Origin of the sequence: Halosimplex litoreum, assembly GCF_016065055.1 — an archaeon.
GTDB lineage: Archaea > Halobacteriota > Halobacteria > Halobacteriales > Haloarculaceae > Halosimplex > Halosimplex litoreum.
Genome location: NZ_CP065856.1, coordinates 3,935,431 through 3,959,478, shown reverse-complemented (window position 1 = coordinate 3,959,478; position 24,048 = coordinate 3,935,431). Strand labels below are relative to the sequence as shown.

The 24,048-nt window shown below is 69.6% G+C and carries 20 protein-coding genes; 11 read left to right on the top strand and 9 right to left on the bottom strand.

Annotated elements, in window-relative coordinates; all coding sequences use genetic code 11:
* The first annotated feature begins 62 nt into the window (after positions 1-62).
* Positions 63-509, top strand: a complete 447-nt coding sequence (locus I7X12_RS19460; RefSeq protein ID WP_198061665.1) for a universal stress protein — start codon at positions 63-65, stop codon at positions 507-509.
* Between the two features lie 122 nt (positions 510-631).
* Here I7X12_RS19460 and I7X12_RS19455 read toward each other — a convergent pair whose 3' ends face one another.
* The 3 genes from I7X12_RS19455 to glpA all read right to left on the bottom strand — a co-directional run bounded on the left by I7X12_RS19455 (position 632) and on the right by glpA (position 5,113).
* Complete coding sequence (locus I7X12_RS19455; RefSeq protein ID WP_198063927.1) at positions 632-1,951, bottom strand: anaerobic glycerol-3-phosphate dehydrogenase subunit C; 1,320 nt, start codon at positions 1,949-1,951, stop codon at positions 632-634.
* A 128-nt stretch (positions 1,952-2,079) separates the two neighbouring features.
* Positions 2,080-3,375 (bottom strand): glycerol-3-phosphate dehydrogenase subunit GlpB, encoded by a 1,296-nt coding sequence (gene glpB / locus I7X12_RS19450; RefSeq protein WP_198061664.1) that lies wholly within the window; start codon positions 3,373-3,375, stop codon positions 2,080-2,082.
* A complete protein-coding gene (glpA, locus tag I7X12_RS19445; RefSeq protein ID WP_198061663.1) occupies positions 3,365-5,113 on the bottom strand; it encodes an anaerobic glycerol-3-phosphate dehydrogenase subunit GlpA in 1,749 nt (582 codons plus the stop codon). Before glpA ends, glpB begins: the two co-directional genes overlap by 11 nt.
* 375 nt (positions 5,114-5,488) lie before the next feature.
* On the opposite strand from glpA, the gene glpK reads away from it, so the two are divergent.
* The 4 genes from glpK (at position 5,489) to I7X12_RS19425 (ending at position 9,733) form a co-directional block, all read left to right on the top strand.
* Positions 5,489-7,021, top strand: coding sequence for a glycerol kinase GlpK (gene glpK / locus I7X12_RS19440; RefSeq protein WP_198061662.1), 1,533 nt, complete (start codon positions 5,489-5,491; stop codon positions 7,019-7,021).
* A 3-nt stretch (positions 7,022-7,024) separates the two neighbouring features.
* Positions 7,025-8,170, top strand: coding sequence for a hypothetical protein (locus I7X12_RS19435; protein ID WP_198061661.1), 1,146 nt, complete (start codon positions 7,025-7,027; stop codon positions 8,168-8,170).
* Positions 8,171-8,270: 100 nt separating this feature from the next.
* Complete coding sequence (locus I7X12_RS19430) at positions 8,271-9,446, top strand: Cdc6/Cdc18 family protein (protein ID WP_198061660.1); 1,176 nt, start codon at positions 8,271-8,273, stop codon at positions 9,444-9,446.
* Between the two features lie 89 nt (positions 9,447-9,535).
* Positions 9,536-9,733, top strand: a complete 198-nt coding sequence (locus tag I7X12_RS19425; protein WP_198061659.1) for a hypothetical protein — start codon at positions 9,536-9,538, stop codon at positions 9,731-9,733.
* A gap of 55 nt (positions 9,734-9,788) precedes the next feature.
* Here I7X12_RS19425 and I7X12_RS19420 read toward each other — a convergent pair whose 3' ends face one another.
* The 4 genes from I7X12_RS19420 to kdgK1 all read right to left on the bottom strand — a co-directional run bounded on the left by I7X12_RS19420 (position 9,789) and on the right by kdgK1 (position 15,499).
* Positions 9,789-10,763 (bottom strand): ROK family protein, encoded by a 975-nt coding sequence (locus I7X12_RS19420; RefSeq protein ID WP_198061658.1) that lies wholly within the window; start codon positions 10,761-10,763, stop codon positions 9,789-9,791.
* Positions 10,764-10,946: 183 nt separating this feature from the next.
* Positions 10,947-12,719 carry a pyruvate kinase gene (pyk, locus tag I7X12_RS19415; protein WP_198061657.1) on the bottom strand — a complete coding sequence of 591 codons (1,773 nt, stop codon included), beginning with the start codon at positions 12,717-12,719 and terminating at the stop codon, positions 10,947-10,949.
* A 146-nt stretch (positions 12,720-12,865) separates the two neighbouring features.
* Positions 12,866-14,407, bottom strand: coding sequence for a TrkH family potassium uptake protein (locus I7X12_RS19410; protein WP_198061656.1), 1,542 nt, complete (start codon positions 14,405-14,407; stop codon positions 12,866-12,868).
* A 135-nt stretch (positions 14,408-14,542) separates the two neighbouring features.
* Positions 14,543-15,499 (bottom strand): bifunctional 2-dehydro-3-deoxygluconokinase/2-dehydro-3-deoxygalactonokinase, encoded by a 957-nt coding sequence (gene kdgK1 / locus I7X12_RS19405; protein WP_198061655.1) that lies wholly within the window; start codon positions 15,497-15,499, stop codon positions 14,543-14,545.
* 302 nt (positions 15,500-15,801) lie between these two features.
* Here kdgK1 and I7X12_RS19400 point away from each other — a divergent pair, with 302 nt between their 5' ends.
* The 4 genes from I7X12_RS19400 to I7X12_RS19385 all read left to right on the top strand — a co-directional run bounded on the left by I7X12_RS19400 (position 15,802) and on the right by I7X12_RS19385 (position 21,531).
* Positions 15,802-17,712, top strand: coding sequence for a HAMP domain-containing protein (locus tag I7X12_RS19400; RefSeq protein ID WP_198061654.1), 1,911 nt, complete (start codon positions 15,802-15,804; stop codon positions 17,710-17,712).
* Between the two features lie 138 nt (positions 17,713-17,850).
* Positions 17,851-18,783, top strand: coding sequence for a DUF1616 domain-containing protein (locus I7X12_RS19395; RefSeq protein ID WP_198061653.1), 933 nt, complete (start codon positions 17,851-17,853; stop codon positions 18,781-18,783).
* An 85-nt stretch (positions 18,784-18,868) separates the two neighbouring features.
* On the top strand, positions 18,869-20,701 hold the full coding sequence (locus I7X12_RS19390) for a glycosyltransferase family 2 protein (RefSeq protein WP_198061652.1): 1,833 nt from the start codon (positions 18,869-18,871) through the stop codon (positions 20,699-20,701).
* Between the two features lie 101 nt (positions 20,702-20,802).
* The gene (locus I7X12_RS19385; protein WP_198061651.1) at positions 20,803-21,531 is read left to right on the top strand and encodes a hypothetical protein; all 729 of its coding nucleotides are present in this window, start codon (positions 20,803-20,805) and stop codon (positions 21,529-21,531) included.
* A 34-nt stretch (positions 21,532-21,565) separates the two neighbouring features.
* On the opposite strand, the gene I7X12_RS19380 is transcribed toward I7X12_RS19385, so the two are convergent.
* Positions 21,566-21,838, bottom strand: a complete 273-nt coding sequence (locus tag I7X12_RS19380) for a hypothetical protein (RefSeq protein ID WP_232342930.1) — start codon at positions 21,836-21,838, stop codon at positions 21,566-21,568.
* Between the two features lie 162 nt (positions 21,839-22,000).
* Between I7X12_RS19380 and I7X12_RS19375 the strand changes: the two genes are divergently transcribed.
* Complete coding sequence (locus I7X12_RS19375) at positions 22,001-22,522, top strand: metal-dependent hydrolase (protein WP_198061650.1); 522 nt, start codon at positions 22,001-22,003, stop codon at positions 22,520-22,522.
* Positions 22,523-22,563: 41 nt separating this feature from the next.
* Entirely contained in the window at positions 22,564-23,478 is a 915-nt protein-coding gene (locus I7X12_RS19370) for an NAD-dependent epimerase/dehydratase family protein (RefSeq protein WP_198061649.1), read from the top strand.
* Positions 23,479-23,533: 55 nt separating this feature from the next.
* Here the strand turns inward: I7X12_RS19370 and I7X12_RS19365 are convergent, their stop codons facing one another.
* The gene (locus tag I7X12_RS19365) at positions 23,534-23,989 is read right to left on the bottom strand and encodes a plastocyanin/azurin family copper-binding protein (RefSeq protein WP_198061648.1); all 456 of its coding nucleotides are present in this window, start codon (positions 23,987-23,989) and stop codon (positions 23,534-23,536) included.
* Between the last annotated feature and the right edge of the window lie 59 nt (positions 23,990-24,048).

The window sequence follows — 24,048 nt, the reverse complement described above, 5'->3', positions numbered from 1 at the left end:
TTTATCACAGATGGCTCAAATCGCCGGAACTGCTTTGATGGGTGCGCGCAAATAACGGGAGGATGTCTCTGGAAACCGTCTTGCTCGCGGTCGGAGCCGACGACGCCGACCGAGTGGAATCGCTCGCTCAGGCCGTCCGTGACGTCGCCGAACCGGCCGGCGCGAACGTGATGGTAGCGCACGTGTTCACCGAAGACCAGTTCGCCGACCTCACCGGACAGATGGATTTCGACGGGAGCGCCGACCCCGACGAAGTCGCGGCCCGCCACGGGAACGTCAGAGAAGTTCGAGCGGCCTTCGAGGGCTCCGGGATCGATATCTCGGTCCGCGGCAGTGTCGACGACGACCGCGGTGAGGGGGTCGTCGGACTCTGCGAGGCCGTCGGTGCCGACATGGTGTTCGTCGGCGGGCGGCACCGTTCGCCGACCGGCAAGGCCGTGTTCGGGTCGACCGCCCAAGAGGTCCTGCTCGAAGCGCCCTGCCCCGTAACCTTCGTCCGCAGCGAGTGACTCGGGGGCGAGAGGGCGTGAGCCCCGGACCGGTCACCGGATAGTCCTCCTCTCCCGGTCCCGGGACCCGGGCGAGCGCGGCCAGCGCGCGGACCGTGACGAACGTCCCGGACCGCCGCGGGCTACTCCACCAGCGCCGCTTCGAGCAGTTCCAGCGGGTGCCGTATCTCGTAGCCGGTGCCGTGTTCCATCTGCATCGCGCAGGTCGGACACTCGGTCATGCCGGTCTCGCCCTCCGCGTGTTCCATGTGTTCGAACATCTCTTCGCCGATCTCCATGGAGTAGTCGTACTTCTCCTCCTTCCAGCCGTAGGTGCCCGAGATCCCGGAACAGGAGTCGCCCACGTCCTCGACGTCGACGCCGTCCAGCTCCCGGAACAGTTCGACCGCCTGTCGGTCTAGTCCCTGATTCCGGGCGTGACACGGCGCGTGGTAGGCGAATTCCTCGGCGAGGTCGCCGTCGACGTCCGCGTCTGCGACCGCGCCCGACAGATCCTCGTGGATTCGCAGGTACTCGACGGCCTCGTAGGTGTGGGCGGCCACGTCGGCCGTGCCCTCGAAGTCGAACAGTTCGGGGTACTCCTGGCGGAGGCTCATCGAGCACGACGTACAGGAACAGACGGCGTCGTAGCCCTCGTCGACCAGCGCCGACAGCGAGCTCACGTTCGTCTTCGCGTCGCGACGGGCGTCGTCTAACATGCCGTTGGCGAACATCGGCGTGCCCGAACAGCCCTGCTCGGGCACGGCGACCTGGTAGCCGAAGTGCTCGAACAACCTGACCAGGGCCTTCGCCACCTCGGGGGTGTTGTACTCGGCGTAACAGCCGTGGAAGTACGCGACGCGCTTGTCGGCCGACTGGACCTGCGCGCCGCCGCGCGCGCGCCACCAGTCGGTGAACGTCTCCGTCGCGAACTCCGGGAAATCACGTTCGCTCGTGACGCCGAGGGTCTTCTCCATGACCCAGCGCGCCGGGCCGAAGTTCATCGCGGCGGTCGCGAGCCGGGGGACCTTGCTGGCGAAAAAAGCGGAGGTACGGTAGTTGGCGAGGATGCGGTTGCGCCAGTACTCGACGGAGAGCTTGCTCATCTGTTCGTCGACGTAGCGCCCGCGGGTCGTGTTGTGCATCTGGCTGAGCGGGACGCCCGACGGGCAGGCGTCGTCGCAGCGCATGCAGTTCGAGCAGGACGTGACCGACTCGTCGACCTCGTAGTCCTCGTCGGTCTGGGTGAGCCGCCACTGCTCGGGGCCCTGGAACTTCGGCCCAGGGAAGTCGTCGTCGACCTCCGCGACGGGGCAGCTGGTGTCGCACGAAGAGCACTTGTAACAGGAGTCGGCGCCGGGTCGCAGGTCGAACTCCTCGGCCTCGCCGAAGACCTGCGTCCGCTCTCTGTCCGGATTCGGTGCCGCCGGTTCGAACTCGCTGGTGTGGTCGGTGTCGCTCATGGGATCGGTCGTGTCGCCGGCCGCGTCGCTCGCCGTGCCGCCGTCCGGGACGCGCGGGTGTCCCGACTCCGTCTCGTCGTCCGCACTGCGATTCGCGTCGCCCGCACCGTCGCCCGCTCGCTCGTCGCTCATCGCACCGCCTCCGCTGCGGCCGCGCCGGCGGCGTGGCCGGTCGCGATCGAGACGCCGCTGCCCGATTTCTCCGCGGCGAAGTCGTAGCCGCCCAGTACCGACCCCGCAGCTCTGAGGTTCTCGAACTCGGCGCCGCCCCGGGCGTCGAGCGGCCGCAGATCGTCGTCGGTCGGGAGGCCGAAGCGGGCGAAGTCGTGGTCGCCGAACGCGTCGGTGTCGAACCACTCGTAGCGGTCGGTCGCGTGGGGGACGTGACAGTCGAAGACCGGCTCCTCGACGCGCTCGCGGTCGGAGCCGATCCCCTTCCCGACCAGCCCGCCCGTCGCGAGGACGAACTGGTCGGCGGCGAACGGAATCGACGCGCCGTTGCGGTCGATCGAGACCGACGCGATCCGACCCTCGGAGCCTCTCTCGCCGTCCGGCTCGTAGTCGACGACGGGGTTGCCCGTCTCCATGCTGACTCCGGCGGCGTCGAGCGCAGCGTAGAGGTCGTCTTCCAGACGGAGACCGGGTAGCGAGGGCGGCCCCATCGGAACCTCGAAGACGGGGACGCCCAGTTGGGTTTCGAGGGACTCGCGGACCGCGGCGGGGTCGTCGTCACCGAGGACGGCGGGGAACCCGACCCGCTCGGCGCCGTCGAGGTGGGGTTGTACCGCGCTCGCGAGCGCGCTGCGTGCGCGACGGGTCGCTCCGGTCCCGGTCTCGACCGGTGCGTCCTCGTCGAGCAGTTTCGCGTAGCGAGTCACCTTCGCGTCGGCGGCCAGACCGCCGGGGAAGGCGATCGTCGCGCCGGACACGTCGAAGGGGACGCCCGCCGCCTCCAGATGGGCGGCCGCGTGGGGCGCGTCGAAGTCGACCAGCGCCTCGAAGCCGACCAGCAGCGCGTCGCGCTCGTCGCTGGCGACGCCGGCGGCGGCGCCGGCGGGGTATCGCGCTGTCGGCTTTATTGTCCCGCCGTGGGTCGGCAGGAGGGCGTTGCGGTCGGTGTGGGCACCGCGGTAGCGGTCGGCCACCTCGTCGAAGACCGCCATCGCCTCGCGGACGCCGTCGACGCCGACGGTCCGGTACGGATGTTCCTCGGCCAACGACGGGATGGCTTCGAAGGGGTCCGCGGCGGGCCGGTCACTGTCGGGCGTGTACCCCAGCACGTCGACGAGCCCCGAGGCCTGTGCGAGCGTGCTCTGTTTGTACGAGAGCAGTCGGACGTCCGCGCCCTCGCGCGCGGCGGCGAGGGCGGCGAACCCGCCCGCGAGCCCGCCCCCGACGACGACGACTTCGGACTCAATCGCCATCGCGCCCTCCGTCGGTCGCGACGCCGGTATCGCCCGCTCGGTCCGTGTCGCCGTGGTCCACCGCGTCGGCCGGCCCGGCGTCGAAGGCCGCGAAGTCGACGGACCCGGGGGCGTCGGCGGGGTCGCGGTCGCGGTTCTGGGTGGTGGCGTGCAGCGCGTAGTTGAGCATCGCCTGGGAGAGTTGCTGGCCCCACAGGGCGTGGCGTTGGCCCTTCCAGCGCTCCTGCAGGAGTTCGTCCCACGCCTCGCGCACGGTGGGTTCGTCGTAGCTGTCCTGTAGTTCCCCGGCCAACCGATGGGCGCAGAAGCCGCCCTGGCAGTTGCCCATCGTGGCGCGGGTGCGGATGCGAACGGCGTTCAGGTCCGATCCCGACCCTTCGATCGCGTCCTGGACCTCCGCGTGCGTGACGGCCTCGCAGTTGCAGACGACCGGGTTCGGGCCGTCGGTGTCGAGCACCTCGTCGGCCCGCGACCCCAGCCGCTCGACGCTGCGGCGGCCGATCGGTGACTGGAGGCCGAACTCGTCCATGTAGTCCCGGAGCACCGAGAAGTCCTCGCTGCCGGGCAAGGGAACGTCGGCGGTCCGGCAGGCGGCGTCGACGCCGAAGCGGTCGCAGACGTGGTCGGAGATCCCCTCGGCCATCATCCGGTAGGTGGTGAACTTCCCGCCGACGATGCTGGTCATGCCGGACAGGTCGTCGCGGTCGTCGTGGTCAAGCAGGAAGAAATCGCGCGTGATGTCGGTCGGGTCGGTGCTGCCCACGTCCGGCGGCTCGTACAGCGGGCGGACGCCCCAAAAGGACCGGATCGTCCGGGCGCCTTCGAGCGCCGGGATCAGCTCCGAGAGCGTGTCGATCATCATGTCGACCTCCCAGCGCTCCTCGGGGTAGTCCTCGGGGTCGTCGACCTCCTCGTCGGTGGTGCCGAGGATCGCCGTCGTCTCGTGGGGGACGACGATATCGGCGTCGCCCTTCGGCCGACAGCGGTTGATCACGGTGTCGACCTGCCGGACGTTCATGATCGTCATCACGCCCTTCGAGGGGCGGACCTCGATGTCGACGCCGGCCATGTCGCCGATCTGGCCCGCCCAGGCGCCGGTCGCGTTGACGACGTGGTCGGCGCGGATCTCCTCGCGACCGCCCTCGGTGCCGTGGACCCGCAAGCCCGGACCGGAGGCGTGTTCGACCTCGACGCCGACGACGTCCCCGTCCTCGACGAGCAGGTCGGTGACCTCGGAGTGGGTCTCGACGCGAGCGCCGTGCTCGACGGCGCTGGCGGCGTTGGCGACGACGAGTCGGAAGGGGTCGACGGCGCCGTCGGGCACCCAGATCGCCTTGTCGATATCCTCGGCGAGGTGGGGCTCCATCGCACGCGCCTCCGCGCCCGAGAGGACCTCGGCGGGGATCCCGCAGGCCTCGCAGCCCTCGAGCTTCTCCTGAAAGTACGCCTCGTCGTCCTCGGGTCGTTTGACGAACAACCCGCCCGTCTCCTCGACGCAGTGACTCGCGATGTCCCGGAGGACACGGTTCTCCTCGATACACTCGCGGGCGCTCGACTGGTCCGACACCGCGTACCGGCCGCCGCTGTGGAGCAACCCGTGCATCCGCCCGGTCGTCCCGTGCGTGAGGTTGCCCTGCTCGACGAGGGTCACGTCGAACCCGCGCATCGCGAGATCCCGCGTGACGCCTGCGCCCGTCGAACCGCCCCCGAGAACCACGATATGGGGTGTGGATGCCATCTGTTCGCACGTTCGTCGCCCACCCACTTTACTTCACCGACGAATCGCTGTCCTCGATAAATAAAATGGTTCTACCTTCTCACCCATCGGCAGTACGGCGATCCGGCCGTGATTACTCCACGGAACACACGTCGTACTCCGATGGACGATCTAGCTTCGCTGTCGCTAACCCGTTCCGATTCGGTGGTAATCGCGGTCGAATACGGCGGCCCGAAGAGGCGTCGCTCTTCCGCTACGTAGCCCCCGGCTTGCGGTACCGGATGCCTACTTTACCAGGCACACCCCAACCGTCAGTAACATTTATAATGATTCCGTATGTTGTTTATCGACAGGGCGGCATTCGAAGTAAATATCCGCCACACACGGAGACAGACAATGGCAGACACGTACATCGGCGCGATAGATCAGGGGACGACCGGCACCCGCTTCATGGTGTTCGACCACGAGGGCCAGGTCGTCGCGAACGCATACGAACAGCACGAGCAGATCTACCCCGAGCCGGGGTGGGTCGAGCACGACCCCATCGAGATCTGGGAGAACACGCAGGAAGTCGTCACGCGGGGGCTGCGCGACGGCGGGCTGGACGCGACCCAGCTAGAGGCGCTGGGGATCACCAACCAGCGGGAGACGACGGTCGTCTGGGACGCCGAGACGGGCAAGCCGGTCCACAACGCGATCGTCTGGCAGGACCGCCGTACCACCGACCGCGTCGAGCAGCTCGAGGAAGAGGACAAGGTCGAGTGGATCCGCGAGAAGACGGGGCTGGAAGCCGACGCCTACTTCGCCGCCACGAAGACCGAGTGGATCCTCGAGAACGCCGAACCGCTGAAGCTCCAGAGCTCTCGCGGCGAGAGCGTCCGCGACCGCGCGGAGGCCGGCGAACTCCGGATGGGCACCATCGACACCTGGCTCATCTACAACCTCACCGGCGAGCACATCACCGACGTGACCAACGCCTCGCGGACCATGCTCTACGACATCGAGGGGCTCAACTGGGACCCCGAACTCCTGGAGGAGTTCGGCGTCCCCGAGTCGATGCTCCCCGAAGTCCGGCCCTCGTCCGACGAGGCGACCTACGGCTCGACCGACGCCGACGGTTTCCTCGGCGCCGAGGTCCCCGTCGCCGGAGCGCTGGGCGACCAACAGGCCGCACTCTTCGGTCAGACCTGCTTCGACGCCGGCGACGCCAAGAACACCTACGGAACCGGGTCGTTCTACCTGATGAACACCGGCGACGAGGCCGTCGCCTCCGAACACGGCCTGCTGACGACCATCGGCTTCCAGCTGTCGGGCGAACCCGTCCAGTACGCGCTCGAAGGATCGATCTTCATCACCGGCGCCGCCATCGAGTGGCTCGAAGACGTCGACCTGATCAACAACGCCGCCCAGACCGCCGAGCTGGCCCGCTCCGTCGAGTCGACAGACGGCGTCTACATGGTCCCGGCCTTCACCGGACTCGGCGCGCCCCACTGGGACGGCCGCGCGCGCGGCACCATCGTCGGGATGACCCGCGGCACCCGGAAGGAACACATCGTCCGGGCGACCCTCGAATCGATCGCTTACCAGACCCGCGACATCGCCGAAGCGATGGAGGCCGATTCGGGCGTCGAGACGACGAGCCTGCGGGTCGACGGCGGCGCGGTCAAGAACAACTTCCTCTGTCAGCTCCAGTCGGACATCATCCAGACCGAGATCGCCCGCCCGGAAGTCGACGAGACGACCGCGCTCGGGTCGGCCTACGCCGCGGGCCTCGCCGTCGGCTACTGGGACTCCGTCGACGAACTGCGGGACAACTGGCAGATCGACCGCGAGTTCGAACCCGAGATGGACGCGAGCGAGGCCGACCGGATGTACGGCCGCTGGGACGACGCCGTCGAGCGCTCGCTCGACTGGGCCCGGGAGGAGTGACCCATGTACGATACGGTCCTCCAGGTGCCGCTCATCGGCATGGAGTGGGAGCAGTTCGCGCTCCTGCTCATCACCGCCCTCGCCGGCGGCGCCTTCGGCGCGGCGCTCGGGGCGCTGCCGGCGTTCATCTTCACCGGCTTCGTCGTCTTCCTCGGTGAGGGCCTCTTGATCCTCGAACGGCAGGTCGGCGGAGCGGTCCCGGCGGTCGGGCCGGGTGAGCTCGCGACCGGCGTGACCGGTGTCATCGGCTTCGGCGCCATCACCGGCCCGCACATCGCGTTCGCGGGCGGCGTCGCGGCCACCGCCTACGCCGGCAAGAAGTACCCCGAGATGGAACCCGAGGGCTGGGACTACCACTTCGGGAAGAACATCCTCTACGCGTTCGGCACCAAGCCGGACATCCTCGCGGTCGGCGCCGTCTTCGGCATCGTCGGCGCGCTCCTCAACCAGTTCTTCGCGGCGATCCTCGTCGTCGGCGGGACGGGTGTCACCGACTCCATCGCGCTGACAGTCGTCGCCAGCGCCTTCCTCGCCCGCATCGTCTTCGGCTACCCGATCGTCGGGCGCTCCGCGGGCGGGAGTCTGCTCGACATGTCCCCCTTCGAGCGCGAGGAGCCCCGCGTGGCCGCCGACGGTGGGGTCGCGAGCGAGGAGAGCGACCCTTCGTCGGAGTTCCGCTCCGACGGTGGCGAGGTCCCGGAGGAACACGCCGGTCGGCTGGCGACCGAGCCGTGGCTCCCCCACCAGTACAAGTGGTCCGGCGTCACCGCCATCGGTCTCGTCGGCGGGATCCTGGGCGGCTACATCTGGCTCCAGACCGGCAGCATCTTCCTCGGCTACGCCATCTCGGCGATGAGCCTGCTGTTCCTGAACCTCGGCGTCGAGAAGATTCCCGTGACCCACCACATCACGCTGCTGGGTTCGGTCGGGGCAGTCGTCGTCGACCCCGTCGCCGGGGGCGTCGTCGCGCTGCTCGCAGCCGGCGTCTTCGGCGCCGTCAGCGGACTACTCGGCGAGGTCACCCAGCGGATCTTCTACGCTCACTCCGACACCCACGTCGACCCGCCCGCGATGGCTATCGCCCTCGCGATGCTCGCCGTCGGCGTCCTCGCGATCGTCGGCGTGTTGCCCAGCGCGGGGTACCTCTGAGCGGCCACGACTCGCTCGACCGGCCCGGGACGACCGGGCCTAATACGAGTGATTTATATCCCGAGACGGAACTGATTCACAACCGTTCGACTGGACTCCCATGGACATCGACGCGCGCATCAAACGACGACAGCGCCGGACCGACGGCCGCCGCCTCGTCGAGGACTACGAGTCGCTGTCGCCCGTCGCTCACGTCGACGAACCTTCGGACCGCGGCCCGACCCTCGAACGGCTGCTCGACCACCTCGACCCCGTCTTCGACGGGAACCTCCCGGGCAACGCCTACGTCTCCGGCCCCTTCGGCGCCGGCAAATCCGCCGTCGTGACCGCCCTGTTCTCCCACCTCGACACCCTCTCGACGGAGACCAGGTCGATCATCCACACGAGCACGCGCGCGGCGACGCCCACCTCGCCCGCGTTCGCCTACGTCGACCTGCGCGAGACGACCAGCGAGTTCGCCTTCTATCACGCGGTCCTCGACGCGCTCGTCGAGGAGTCGGTCCCCGACCACGGCATCTCCACCGCCGACCTGCGCGAGCGGCTCCACGACTTGCTCGGTGGGTCGCGCACCGGCGTCGTCGTCGTCGTCGACCACGTCTGCGAGTCCGAGGGCACCGGAGACGAACAGCTGGTCGAGCTGTTCGCCGGCCTCCCGAGCAACGTCAGCTGGCTCGCCGTCGGCCGCCGCGACCCCGAGGACGTGCCGTTGACCGACTACACCGCGGCCGAGATCCGCGTCGACCGCTACCGCCGCGAGACGCTCGTCGACCTGCTGATGACCCGCGCCTCGCTCGGGGTGGCCCGCCAGGGCCTCGACCACGAACTCGCCCGCCGGATCGCCGAGTGGGCCGACGGCAACGCCCACGACGCGATGGCCGCGCTGTTCGTCGCCGCCGTCCGCGCCACCGAGGACGGACGGACCCGGCTCACCGAAGCGGACGTGACCGCCGCGGTCGAGGAAGTCCCCCGCGAGTCCGTCTCGCTCGGGCGCGTGCTCGCGCTCCCGGCGAACAAACAGCTCGTCCTCCGGGAACTGGTCGATCTGGACCCCGAAGACCGGGCCTCGGTCACCGCGACGACCGAGGCGATCGGCGCCGTCCCCGCCGTGGACCTCTCGCCGGGCACCGTCAAGCGCTACCTCTACGAGATGGCCGAGGTCGGCGTCGTCGAACGCGTCCAGTCGGAGACCACCAACGAACAGGGCCGCCCGCCGAGCCGCGTCGAACTCCGCTTCTCGCCGACGGCGTTCCGTCGGCTGTACGACCTGCGCGGGTGAGCGGCTCGGGAGAACGAGTGTCGGACAGGAGTATTCCCCCCCACCGGGATCGGTAAAACTTATGTTACTTCTCTCGGCCCGGTTAGATCATGTCACTGTCACGAGACGCCCTCCTCTTCGGTATCGCTCTCGTCCTGTTCGGGAACTGGTTGCAGGTCTACGGTCTCGATGCGACTCCGTTCCCGCACGCCGGGGTCGTCCTCGCCGGGCTCGGGTTCGTCGGGAGCGTGGTCTCCGCGCTACACCCGGACACTGCGGATACTTCACCTACTGGCGACGAACCGTGATCGCTTCTCAAAACGAGTTGAACGGCCGGTTCACCGCGTCTGACCGGAGTTATCGCTACCGAACCCGCGAGCGGTCGCCGGTGCCCGCGGTCATCGCACTCGCCAGGGCGCCCTTGACGACCACGTCGTCGCCGAGCGTGGTGAGTTGCACGTCGGGGACGTTCCCGAACACCACTTCGTCGAGGCGCTCGCGGATCGGGTCGAGGGTGCGCTCGGGGTTGTTGAGGGTGACGGCGCCGCCGACGTAGATGACCAGCGGGGCGAAGGCGTGGATCATGTTCGCCGTGGCGACGACGTTCCACTGGGTCACCTGGTCCAAGACGTACCCGGCGAACTCGTCGCCCTCTTCGGCGTGGGCGAACACGTCCGCCGAGGTGAAATCGGCGCTCTCCATCGGCATCGACGTCTCGACGGGGTCCTCGTCGTGTAGCTCCTGAGCGTAGCGGAAGATGTTGTTGCCCGAGCAGTAGGCTTCCCAGTGGCCGTCGATGCCGCAGCCGCAGGTCATGAACCCCTGCGGGTCGACGGTCATGTGCCCGACCTCGCCGGCGTTGCCGTCCCAGCCGCCGACGACGTCGCCGTCGACGCAGACGCCCGCGCCGATGCCGCTAGAGATAGTGAGGTAGATCATGTCGTCGGGGTTGCGGTCGGAGTAGAAGCGCTCGCCGATGACGCCCGCCGTGGTGTCGTTGTGCAGGTAGATATCGTCGCTGTCGACGAGTTCGCCGACGGGACCCGTCAGCGGGATCCGGTCGATCGTATCGGGGAGGTTCGCGGGGTTGTCGATCGCCCCCTCGGCGAGGTCGAGCGGGCCGATAGAGCCGATTCCGACCGCAGCGATCCGCGTCGGGTCGACGTCGGCCTCGTCGGCGGCGCCACGAAGCGCGTCGAGGACCGCCTCTGTGACCGTGATGCCGTTCGGTCCCTGCGGCGTCCCCGTGCGTCGCGACGCGACGACCCGCCCCGTCTCGTCCCCCACGACGGCGCGGATGTTCGTCGCGCCGAGGTCGACCCCTGCGTAGGTGGCCATGGTACCTTATCGGTGTACCCTCCGCTACTTAACTGCACATATTCACCCGCCACCGAGTACCCTTTCGCCCGGCGGGCCGAACGCGCTCGCGGACGGCTCGGCCGAAGAGACGCGAGTCCGCGCGCGTCGGTCGCCGACGGTCGCGTCGGTCGCCGACGGTCGCCACGGTCGTCTCGCGCTGGCTCAGCGATCTCGTGCAGTGCCGCGTTCGCGCGTGCGGCTCTGGATCGCCTCGTCGTAGACGATACCGCGCTCGGCGTCCAGCGTCACGACGGTCCCCGAGTCGACCTCGCGGGGCAGCGACGCGTTGGATATCATCGGCACGTCGAGCTCTCGGGCGACGATCGCCGCGTAACTTGTCATGCCGCCGTGGCGGTCGATCACACCGCCGAGCTTCTCGACGTCGCCGGTGAACTCCCCGTCGAAGTCCTCGGGTACCGCCAGGATCCCGCCCTCCGGAACCTCCGCGAGGTCACCGGTCTCGGTCCAGTGTAGCTCGCCCGAGACCAGTCCCTCGACGACCGAGCGGCCCGACGCGATCGTCTCCGAGGCGACGTGTGCTTTCAGCATGTTCGCCGTGTTCACCCCTTCGAGTTCGGTCATCATCCCCGAGAGGACGACGACAGTGTCGCCGCTGTCGGCCGCGCCCGTGTCCAGCGCCGACTGGACGGCGTCGTTGATGACCGCGTCGGCGCCGTCGGCGGTGTAGGGCGAACTCTGCGGGATGATCCCCCACGACAGCGCGAGTCGGCGGCGGATCTCCTCGCTGGGCGTCGAAGCTACGATCGGGATCGAAGGCCGGAACTTCGCCGCTTTCAGCGCGGTGTAGCCGGACTCGCTCGCCGCGACGATGGCCGCCGCGTCGATGTCTCGCGCGAGGAACCGAGCCGAGCGCGCGAGCGCGTCGGTCTGTGTCTCGTCGGCGTTCGGCACGCGCTGCTCGCGGTTCTCGGCGTACTCCGGCGACTCTTCCACGTCGCGGACGATCCGGTCCATCGTCTCGACCACTCGGACCGGGTGGTCACCGATGGCCGTCTCGCCCGACAGCATCACCGCGTCCGTGCCGTCGAGGACGGCGTTGGCCACGTCCGACGCTTCCGCTCGCGTGGGCCGGCGCGCCGTCACCATCGAGTCGAGCATCTCCGTCGCCGTGATGACGGGGACGCCCTCCTCGTGGCACGTCCGGATGATCCGTTTCTGGATCATCGGCACGTCCTCCAGCGGGCACTCCACGCCCAGATCCCCCCGGGCGACCATGACGCCGTAGGCGGCGTCGATGATCCCGTCGAGGTTCTCGACGGCGACCTCCCGCTCGATCTTCGCGATGACCGGGATGTCCGCGTCGAGTTCGTCCAGCGCGTCGGTGATCTCGTAGACGTCGTCGCCGTCGCGGACGAAACTCGCCGCGACGAAGTCGACCTCCTTGTCGGCGGCCACCTGCAGCTCCTTCCGGTCCTGGTCGGTGATGACCGGGAGATCGAGATCCACGCCGGGGACGTTGACGCCCTTGCGCGCGCCCAGGTCGCCGCCGTTCTCGACCGTCGCGGTCACGACGCCGTCGTCGACGGCGTCGACCGTCGTCTCGATGCGCCCGTCGTCCAGCAGGACCACGTCGCCCGGTTCGACCGCGGAGATGTCGTGAGAGACGCCGATCTCCTCGGGCGTCGCCTCGTCGCCTTCGACGAACCGGACCGTCGTTCCACTCTCGAGGGCGATCTCCTCCGGGATCGGGGCCGTTCGAACCTCCGGGCCCGGCAGGTCGAGCATCGCGGCGACCGGGCGGTCGGTCCGCCGGTCGACCGTTCGGATGCGGTCGACCAGATCCCGCCTGTGTTCGGGCGTCCCGTGACTCGCGTTCATCCGCGCGACGGACATGCCGGCCTTCGCGAGCGCTTCGATGGTCTCCTCGGAGTCGCTGGCCGGTCCCAGCGTACACACTATCTTCGCGCTGCGCATCTCAGATCGATACCCCCGCGAGCGTGAGCGTTCGGTTCATGTGAACGGCTTCCCGCGGGAGGGATATAGGGTTTGTCTACCGTTCTTTATCGCCGGTCGTCGCCGACGACCTCGTGTAGCCCCCAGGGACGAGACGCCGCCCGATGCTACGACCGCCAGTACGCCCGCGTGAGCAGGACGAGCACGGGGAAGACCTCCAGGCGGCCGATCCACATCAGGAAGACCATCAGCAGTTTCGAAACGACAGGAAACCCCTCGAAGTTGGCCATCGGGCCGACGGCGCCGACGCCCGGGCCGACGTTGCCCAGCGTCGCGGCGACGGCGCTGGTGGCCTCGAACGCCGAGAGCGACACCTCGGTGTGGCCGACGACGACGACGATGACGGCCGCGACGCCGAAGATGACGAGATACAACAGTGTGAAGGCGTAGACGCCGCGGATGGTGCCCTCGTCGATAGCGGTGTCGCCGAGGCGGACGGGCTGGACGGCCTCGGGGTGGATCGTGGTGAACAGCTCCCGGGACAGCGACTTGACGATCACGACCCAGCGGATGACCTTGATCGAACCGCCGGTGCTGCCCGCCGAACCGCCGACGAACATGGCGAACAGGAGGACGTACTTGGCGTTTTCTCCCCAGAGCGTGAAGTCCATGCTCGCGTACCCGGTCGTAGTCACGATGGAGACGACCTGGAAGACCGCGTGGCGGACCGACGGTTCGAGGGCGCCCACGAGGGCGTCGTGGCCCGGACCGGTGAAGAGGAGCCCGGCGACCAGCGCCGACAGCACGCCGATGATCCCGAGGTACGAACCGAACTCCACGTCCCCGACCACGGTCCGCAAGTCGCGGTTCCAGCAGTGCCAGAACAGCGCGAAGTTCGTCCCCGCGGCGATCATGAACGGGACGACGAACCACTGGACCACCGCCGAGAAGGCCTCGATCGACATGGCTTCGGGCGAGAACCCTCCGGTCGGCATCGTCGTGAAGCCGTGGGCGACGGCGTTGTACGGGGTCATCTCGGGCGCCATCCCGAGCCGGTGGAAGAGATACAGCCCCAGGATCTCCAGAGCGGTCAGCCCGAGGTACAGTCCCCAGAGGGTGCGGGCCGTCTCGGCGATCCGCGGGGTGAGCTTCTCGATGCCCGGCCCGGGTGCCTCGGCGTCCATCAGCTGGGCGCCGCCGACCGAGAGTTCGGGGAGGATGGCGATGGCGAGGACGACGATGCCCATGCCGCCGAGCCACTGGGAGAGCTGGCGCCACATCAGCAGGGCCCGGGAGTGACTCTCGAAGGAGATCGTTCCCATCACGGTCGACCCGGTGGTGGTGAACCCGCTCATCGACTCGAATAGGGCGTCGACCGGCCACTTCAGCGTCGAGGCCGACCCGTAGGCAGTCAACCATCCCTCCGCGAGATAGGGGACGGCGCCGACGAGGCTGACGAGCAGCCACGTGAGCGCGACCATCAGGAACCCCTCGCGGGCGCCCAGCGCCTCGCCGGGGTCGTCGTGGAGCCGCTCCAGCGAGTACCCGACGACGAGAGCCAGCGGGACGGTGACGAGAAACGCCTCGATACCCCGCCCGTAGTACAGCGCGAGCGCGACCGGGAACAGCATCGGCACCGCGAGCCACTTGACGACGCTGCCGGTGAGGCTGACGCTCGCCCGCCAGTCGACTCGTATCCTGGAGTTCATTGCTACGTGTGTCGAGCGCCGCCGGGTGTGACGCCCGGGGTCCCCCGTTCTTTCACGACAGCACCCGCGCTGGCATAACCTAGTTTCGGTTTCGGCCGCTCCCCGACCCCGACGGTCGCACCGGGACCGACGACGCTACCGCGAGATGCCGCCCTGCTCGCCCGATTCGACGACGCGGTCGACCTCTTCGGGCGTCACGAGCGCGATGTCGCCGGGGATCGTCCGCTTGAGCGACGCCGCCGCGGCGCCGTACTCCAGGGCGTCGGGGACCGACTCGCCGTCGAGCCACGAAGCGAGGAAGCCGCCGACGAACGCGTCGCCGGTGCCGACGGTGTCGTACTCCTCGGCCTCGAAGACGCCCTGTTCGTACACCTCGCCCTCCTGGAGCGCGAGCGACCCCTCGCCGCCGCGGGTGACGAGCGTCAGCTCGAAGTCGAACTCGTCGGCGAGGCCGCGGGCGATGGCCTCGGCGTCGCCCTCGCGGTCGAGGACGTCCCGGGCGTCACGGGCGGCGACGACCAGCACGTCGATGTCGGGGAACAGTTCCTCCAGCGTGTCGCGGGCCTCGGCGTGCGACCAGAGCTTCGACCGGTAGTTCACGTCGAAGACGGTCGTCGTGTCCTCGTCGCCGGCGAGTTCGAGGAGGCCCGCGGTCGTCTCCAGCAGCGTCTCGGAGAGCGCGGGCGTGATACCGGAGGTGTAGAAGGCGTCGGCCTCGGCGATCCGGTCGGTCGCGAGCTCCTCGGCGGTGGCGGTGGTGACCGCCGAATCGGCGCGGTCGTAGATGACGTTCGTCCCGCGGGGCTTGCCGGCCATCTCGACGTAGTAAGTGCCCATCCGGGCCTCGTCGTCCCAGACCACGTCGGCGTCGACGCCGTGGGTGCCCAGCGCGCTGGTCACCCGGCGACCGAGCGGGGAGTCGGGGAGTTTCGACACCCAGGCGGCGTCGAGACCGAGTCGCTCGGCGGCGATCGCGACGTTGCTCTCGGCGCCGGCGACGTGGACGTCGAGTTCGTCCATCGCTTCGAGCCGTTGATGGTCCGGTGGCGAGAGCCTGAGCATCGACTCGCCGACGGTCACGAGATCTGTCATACCCGTCGCTGGGAGGGGACTCGGCATAAATCCGCGGGGATCCGCGGCGCGCGGACGCCGGCAGTCGGACACGGCCTCGCCCCGGGTGCGTCCGACACGACGTCGAGCCGGCTGGATACGTGCATGAGTTGGCCGAGATGTCACCTAGTACTCCAAAGCTATATATGACATAGTCGGACATGGATTTCCATGGGCAACTGGGGCACAGCCGACAGGTCGAGTCAGCGTTCCGGGCGTGGTGCTCGGGATGGCAGTGACTCGAACGCGGGGCATCGACCGACGACAGAACGGAGGCAGGGCATATGAGTAGCGACGACGGTGACGGTGGCGGTGGGGCCATGGGCGCCGTCCGGACGGTCGTTCCGGACTTCGTCAGGAAACGCTTCGCGCTGAAGTTCCTCATCGTGCTGCTGGTGATGGGGCTGGCTATCGGCGCGGTCGGGCTCGTGGGTACCCAGCAGTTCGTCGACCACACGCGCGACCAAGTCGAGAGCGAGTACCGCGGGCTCGCGACCCAGGAGTCGAACCTGGTCGAGCAGTGGCTGGAGAGCAACCGCCTCTCGACGCGGCTGGCCTCCGGTGACCCCGCGTACAGGGGGTCCGACGGGGCCGCGATGTCTCAGACGCTACGGAGTCGCCAATCGAGCCAGATGCCGAGCGACGTGAGCGCGATGCATCTGATCCAGGGCGGTACCGGAGCGACCACGTTCGTCGCCAGCCAGAACGTCGCGCCCGGCTCGGAGGTCGACGGGACGGTCCGCGACTGGGTCACCGAGCGGAGCTTCACCGAGACGAACCAGGTGCAGGTCTCCAGCGTCTACCAGACGCCCAACGGCGTCCCCGTCGTCGGCTTCGCGAGCCTCGTCAACGGCACGACCGAGCGGGTCCTGCTCGTCGAGGTGTCCACGAGCGACATCGCGGGCAACCTCCAGGGGACCGACCGTGCCGAGGGCGGCTTCACCGCGGTCGTCAACGGGAGCGGGGCCGTCCTGATCGACGAGCGGGCGAGCGATCCGGATATGGATGCGGACGCGACGCTCACGACGTACGGCGACCAGAACACCATCGACGCCGCGCTGTCGCTGTCCGAGAACCCCAGCGACGTCGCCCCCAGCCAGACGAACGACCAGGTCATGAGCGAGGAGTACGCGGTCGGCTACGGGCCCGTCCTCGTCCCCGGGAACACCGAGGACTGGGCGGTCCTCGTCCACGCGCCGACGGACGTGCTCTTCGGTGACGTCCAGCAGGTCCAGCAGCTCGGGCTGTTCGCGACCGCCGGGGCCGTGCTCGTGATGCTGGTCATCGGCGCCGCGCTCGGCTACAACACCTCCTCGTCGATCGACCGCCTGAAGGGCAAGGCTCAGGAGATGGAGGAGGGCAACCTCGACGTCGACATCGAGTCGGGCCGCATCGACAGCATCGGCCAGCTCTACGGCGGGTTCGCGTCGATGCGTGACTCCTTGCGCGAGCAGATCGACGAGGCCGAACGCGCCCGGAAGGAGGCGGAGGTCTCCCGCGCCGAGGCCATGGAGCTGTCGAACTACCTGCAGGACCGGGCCGAGGAGTACTCCGAGATCATGCAGGCCTGCGCCCGCGGCGACCTCACCCAGCGGATGGAACCCGAGGGCGAGAACGAGGCGATGGACCAGATCGCCGAGGACTTCAACGAGATGCTGACCGAGCTGGAGATGACGACCGGCCAGCTCAAGACCTTCGCGAGCGAGGTTGAGGAGAGCGGTGAGTCGGTCCAGCAGAGCGCCGAGACGGTCCGCGACGCCAGCGAACAGGTCGCCGACTCCATCCAGCGGATCTCCGACGACGCCTACGACCAGAAGGAGCGTCTGCAGAACATCTCCGAGGAGATGGACGGCGTCGCCGCCCAGCTCGAGGACTTCGCCGCCGACAACCCCAACGTCGACTTCGGGGACTCGCTGGACAGCATCCGCGAGGTCGCAGGCATGATCGAGCAGGCCGCCGACCTCGCCGAGGACACGATGTCCGAGAGCGAGAACGTCGCCGGTGCCGCCGAGGAACAGGCCGCCGAGCTCAACGAGGTCTCCTCGCGCGCCGAGGAACTCACCCGCTACGCCCAGTACCTGGGCGACGGGCTCGGCAACTTCGAGACCGAGGAGGAACACGAGTTCGTCTTCCAGACCGGCGCCGGCTCGCCCGGCCCCGGCGGCCCCGACGCCGACGAACCGGCCGAGGAGTAACGACGTGGTCCGGGCGGCACCCGACCGACGTGGCCGCCCGACCGGATTCGTGTTCCCCGGAGCCGACCCGCTCGATCGCGGGTTCGGGACGGCGCAGGACCCTCTCTACTTTTGGTAGTCGCCGCCGGAGTACGTCCCGTGTCAGAGAGTTCGCAGGAGCGAACGGGGAACGCCGACCTCTGGGCGAGTGGTGTGGTCGCGCTGGGTGCCCTCGCGGTCGCGCTGGTCCCCGGTGTCCCGCCGCTCGTCGGGTTGGTCGTCGGCGTCCCGTTCGTCCTGCTCGTCCCCGGGTACGCGCTGGTCGCCGCCGTCTTCCCACGGGCAGGCGAGACGACGCCCTGGGATGAACGCCGCGTCTTCTGGACGTCGCGGCTCGCGCTGAGCGTCGGCGGGAGCGTCGTCGCGGTCGGCGCGGTCGCGGGCGCCCTCGATTTCACCGTCTGGGGGTTCGCCAGGGAGCCCGTCGCCGTCGGACTGGTCGCGTTCACGGTCGTCGCGGCGGCAGTCGCACGATTCCGTCGAGCACGCGTTCCGGCCGCTGCTCGTGTGACGGTGACGCCCGGAGCCGTGGGAACGCGGTTGCGGTCCGTCGCCGTCGGTGACGGGGTCGCAGGGGCGGCGCTCACCGTCGTCGTGCTCGTGGCCGCGGTCGGCGCGGCGGGCGTCGTCGCCGAGGAGGCCACCTCGACCGCGGAGACGACCGAGCTGTTCGTCGTCGGGGAGGTCGACGGCGAGCGGGTCGCCGGCGCGCATCCGACGAACCTGACGGTCGGTCGACCGGCCGACGTGACGGTCGGCGTCGGGGTCTCGGGGCCGGACTCGTTCGACGGAACCGTCGTCGGCCACCTCGAGCGCGCTGCCGTCGAGGGGGACACCGTCCGCGTCACCCGCCGGTGGGAAGTCGCTCGCTTCGGCGTGTCCGTCGAACCGGGCGACCGCTCGCTCGTCGAGCACACGGTCACGCCGAGGCGACCCGGAGACCCGCTCCGGCTGACCTATCGGCTGTACCCCGACGGCGCCGACCGGCCGCTCCGCGAGGTTCACGTCTGGGTCGCGGTAGCGCCGACCTGAGGGTCACTAGCCGATACCTATTTGGTATACATTAGCGTATTAACGCAGTAGAAACGTACCCCGGGTGGGTTACGAGGAGCGGAGAGTGAAAGAGATACAGTCACGACAGGACAGCGGCATCGACGTTCTGAAATCGATCGAATCGACGGAGCGCGGACGGACGGTCACGCTGACGATCGAGTCCGACGCGGACGAGTCGGTCTCGGTCCGCGTCGTCGATCCGGTTCCGGCGACGGCGACGGTCGTCGATCCGGTCGACGAAGCGTCGGCGGACGGCGTGACCGGCGGAGGCGAGCTGGTCGTCGAGACGACGCTGGCGGCGGGAACGGCCGAACGGCTACGCTACCGACTGGTCGGTGGCCCAGCGACGCTCCCGGCCGTGACCGTCGAACGACTACGAGGCGGCCAGTCGGCGACCGAGCCGACCGAGACGATCGGTCGGTGGCTCCCGACGGAGGGCCCGGGTTCCCCCCTCGCGATCGACACGACCGAGCGGGATTCGGAGGGGAACGGCGACCGCCGCGACGACGAGGCGTCCTCGCCCGGGATCGGGCTGGTCGGCGTCCGGTCGTCCGGGCGGGGTGAGGCGACACAGCCGAGCGCATCGGCCCCGCGACCCGGCCTCGAGACCCTGTCGGATATCGCGGTGGGGTTCGTCGTCACCCGTTCGAACCAGGACGCGGCGTTGCGGACGGCGATGCGTGCGGGCCAGCGGGGTCACCCGACCTTCGCCGTGATCCGTGCGCCGGACCCGGGCGGCGAGCTGGCGGCGACGCTCGAATCGGTCGGCGTGACGGTCCTCGAAGTCCCGGGGGCGGAGACGACCCGCGCCGAGCTGAACCGCGTCCTGTCGACGGCGGCGCGCGAGCGGGGCTTGGCCGGTCTCGTTCTCCAGACCGGCGACTGCCCGCGGATCGACTACGACCGGTCGCTGGCCGCCCTCGACAGCGCGAACTACGAGGTGGTCGCCGTCCCCGAGACGTGGAGCGACGAGACCGACGATCCGCTGGTCGTCGTCGCGATCCCGGCGTACGACGCGGCCGGGAGCGTCGGCGAGGTGGTCGAACGAGCCAGCGCGTTCGCGGACGAAGTGATCGTCGTCGACGACGGCAGTGCCGACGAGACGGCCGCCCGGGCGCGCGAAGCCGGCGCGACGGTGGTCGTTCACGACCGCAACCGCGGCTACGGCGGCGCGCTCAAGACCGCCTTTCGGGAGGCGGCGGACCGCAACGCACACAACCTCGTCGTCATCGACGCCGACGGGCAACACGACCCCGCGGACATCCCGACGCTCGTCGAGACGAGCAAGACCGAGCGGGCCGACATCGTCATCGGGAGCCGGTACGTCGGCGGCGAGACGCGGATCCCGTTCGTCCGGTCGATCGGCCTCGCGGTCATCAACAACCTGACCAACGTGAGCCTCGGGAACCTGCGCCCGAGCGGCTGGATCCGCGACACTCAGAGCGGGTACCGCAGCTACGGCCGGCGGGCGATCCGCTCGCTGGCCGCCGACCGCGCGATCGGCGACAACATGGGCGCCAGCACGGACATCCTCTATCACGCCCACCGCAACCGGCTCAGCGTCGCGGAGGTCGGGACGACCATCTCCTACGACGTGCCCGAATCGAGCACGCAGGGGTCGCTGTCCCACGGGATCGACCTCGTGCGGAACATCCTCTGGACCGTCGAGTACGGCCGACCGCTGCTGGTCGTCGGTCTGCCGGGCCTGCTGCTGACGCTCCTCGGCGTGGCCGTCGGCCTCGGCGCGCTCGTCCGATACGACGGTGGCGGCGGGCTCGCCCCGGTACAGCTCGGTATCGCCACACTCGTCCTCGTCGGTGGCGTGCTGGTCTGTGTCGCCGCACTCGTCATGCACATCCTGAACGCCCATCCCGCCGTCAGAAACCTCCAGCAGTGACTCGCGGGGACCGGGTCGAACGGGGGGAAGGGCTAAACGCGAGCGGCCGGACGAGAGGAGTATGAGACCGAACCAGCGCGGGCTGACCCCCGTGGTCGGCGGTGGTCGCCGTGGATGACGCCGTCCACGTCGCGGCCGGCGGCAGGCGCCGCGACCGCGTCGGTCGACGCGCGCCGGCGACCGCCTTCGCGCTCGTCGGCGTCGCGCTCCTCGCGGGCGGGGTCGCCCTCCCGGACTGGGACACGCTCCTGTTCGTCTGGGGCGGGACGGCGCTGTTCGTCGCCCTCTTCGTCGGGCTGGTCGCCGCCGAACCGACGGTACCGGCGACCGTCGCCGGAGACATCTACACTGTCGCGGCCGCGCGCGCCCGTCCCGACGCCGCCGCTCCCCAGCGCTACGTCCCGACCGAGTCCGGCGTCCGGTTCGCGTCCGGCGGCGAACCCGTCGGCGTCCGGCTGCTGGCCGGAGTCCGGACCGACGAGGCGGCCGAGACGCCGGCGGCCCGCGCGGCGACGCTGGTCGACGCGGTCGTCAACCACCTCGAACTGGCCGAGCGGGCCGCGGCGACCGTCGACGAGTCGAGCGCGGAGCTGACCGCGCGGTCCCGGCTCGCGACCGACGAACTGTACGACCACCCCGTCGCGTCGGCGTTCGCGGTCGGGATAGTCGAGGCCGTCGACCGCCCGGCCACCGTCGAGAGCGCCGTCACCGACGACGGGCTGGTCGTCACCTGCCGGTGGGACGGCGGCGAGGACGTTCCGGATGCGGCCGCTCCGGGCGAAGCCGGTCCGGCCGCGAACGAGCCGCGGGTCACCGACGAGGAACGCTGACTCGGGGGCGCCCGCCGACCGATATCGACCGGTCTCAGAGCGCTGCGAGCAGCTTCTCGGCGGTCCGAACGACGACGAGCGCGAGGAAGACGACGCTCCCGAGGAGGAGCGGCCACCTGAGCCGGCGGCGCCACGGCGGCGTCACGTGGACGGGCGCCGTCAGCGTCGCGACCGTGACGAGCGCGAGGAATCCGACCAGAAACGCGCGTTCGAGCGTCAGCGCCCCGAGCGAGGCCAGTCCCGCGACGCAGAGGAGGGTCGCGTACAGCTGTGTCCGGAGGAATCGGTACTGTCTCGGGGTCGGCACGGCGCCCCCTACACCGCCGACCGGTATAACGACGTGGGGTCGGCGTCGTTCCGGGGCAGTCGCCGTTCCGGGACCGGCGCTCGCGGGCGTCGATGCCCGATCGGACGGTCTCGCCCGTCATCCGGGTCGTTGAAGCCGCTGGAGCCCGTCTGCCAGGTATCGATGTACCCCTGGGGCCACGCCGCCTTCGCGTACCTGCTGTTCGTCGGGCTCGCGCTGCTGGCCCATCGCCGCGTCTCGCGCGCGCAGCTGATCGGCGTCCTGGTCGCCAGTCAGCTCCCCGACCTGATCGACAAGCCGCTGGCGTGGTGGGTGCCCCTGCTCCCCTCCGGACGGTCGCTGGGCCACTCGCTGCTGTTCGCGCTGCCGCTGATCGTCACGGTCGGCGTGGTCGCCCACCGCGCGGGCCACTTCGGCGTGGCGCCGGCCGTCGCCGTGGGCTATCTCAGCCACCTGCTCGGCGACGCCTACGTCGAGATCTACTTCTGGCGCGTCGACGAGCTGACGTACCTCCTGTGGCCGGTGTTGGCCCCCTACCCCTACGACACCCCAGTCGACATCTTCGCGCTACTGAACGCGGTGGCGATTCCGGACCTGATCGCGGCGTCGATCGCGGGGATCGTCGGCTGTGCGGTGTTCGCGGTCCACTTCGCGGTCGCGCCGTGGTGGTCGTCGCCCGGGTGACGACCCGCGCCTATATATCGCCGCGGAGCGCACGTCGGGGCGTGCGAGGGTCACTCGAAGGTCGGACGGCGCTGGTTACCGGTGGTGGTGGCTTCGTCGGGAGCCACATCGTCGACGCGCTCGTCCCCGAGACCGACGTGGTCGTACTCGACAGCTTCGTCCGCGGCGACCGCGAGCGGGTCCCGGACGGCGTGCGCGTCGTCGAGGCTGACGTACGCGACGAGGACGCGGTCGCGGCGGCGGTCGACGGCGTCGACGTCGTCTTCCACCAGGCCGCGATCGTCAGCGTGGCCCAATCTGTCGAGGACCCGACGACCAGTCACGCCGTCAACGTCGACGGGACGCTCGCGGTACTCGAAGCCGCGCGGCGGGCCGACGCGCGCGTCGTCTTCGCTTCCTCGGCGGCCATCTACGGCGAGCCGGAATCGGTCCCGGTCGACGAGCGCCACCCGAAGGAACCGGCCTCGCCCTACGGCCTGGAGAAGCTCGCCGGCGACCACTACTGTCGGCTCTACGCCGACCTCTACGACCTGTCGACGGTCGCGCTGCGCTACTTCAACGTCTACGGCCCACGGCAGGCCGGCGGCGACTACGCCGGCGCGATCACGGCCTTCGCCGAGCAGGCGCGAGCCGGCGGCCCGCTCCGGGTCGACGGCGACGGCGAGCAGACTCGCGACTTCGTCGACGTCGCAGACGTGGTCCAGGCGAACCTGCTCGCGGCGACCACCGACGCGACCGGCGAGGCGTTCAACGTCGGGACCGGCGAGGCGACGACGATCCGACGGGTCGCGGAGATCGTCCGGGACACCGTCGCACCCGACGTCGAGGTCGTCCACGGCGACCCGCGGTCGGGCGACATCCGCGAGAGCGTCGCCGACGTCGGGAAGGCCCGCGATCGTCTGGGTTACGAGCCGACCGTCCCGCTGACCGAGGGACTCGCCGACCTCCTCGGGTGAGCCGGACTCGCCGACTTCCACGGTCGAACCGAGTGTCGTCCCCGTCGAACCGCGCTCACTCGACGACGACAGTGCCTTTCATCCCCGACTCGTGGGGGACGCAGAAGTACTCGTACTCGCCGGCGACGGCGAAGGTGTGTGCGAACGTCTCGTCGGGACCGACGCTGCCGTCGGGGTAGCTGGACCTGGCCGCCGACTCCTCGTCGAACTCCCCGGAGGCGAAGTATTCGGCGTCCCCCGGGATCCCGTCCTCGTAGGCGGTGACGCTGTGGGCCACCGAACCGACAGCTTCCCAGACGACCGTCGTCCCCCGGTCGACGGTGACCGTCGCCGGATCGAACTTCAGCCCGTCGGTCATCTCGACGGTCACCGGCGCCGGGGTCCCGGGTTCGGTGGGAGGGTCGCCGCCACCGTCGGACCCGTCGCCGCCGTCGGACGAGCAGCCGGCCAGGCCCACGCTGGCCGCGATGGTCGCTCCGGTCGCCCGCAACACCGCTCGTCTGTCGTACATACCGGATACTGGTCGGACACCCGGATAAACACATCCGTCGCTCGCCGGTCGGATGCAAC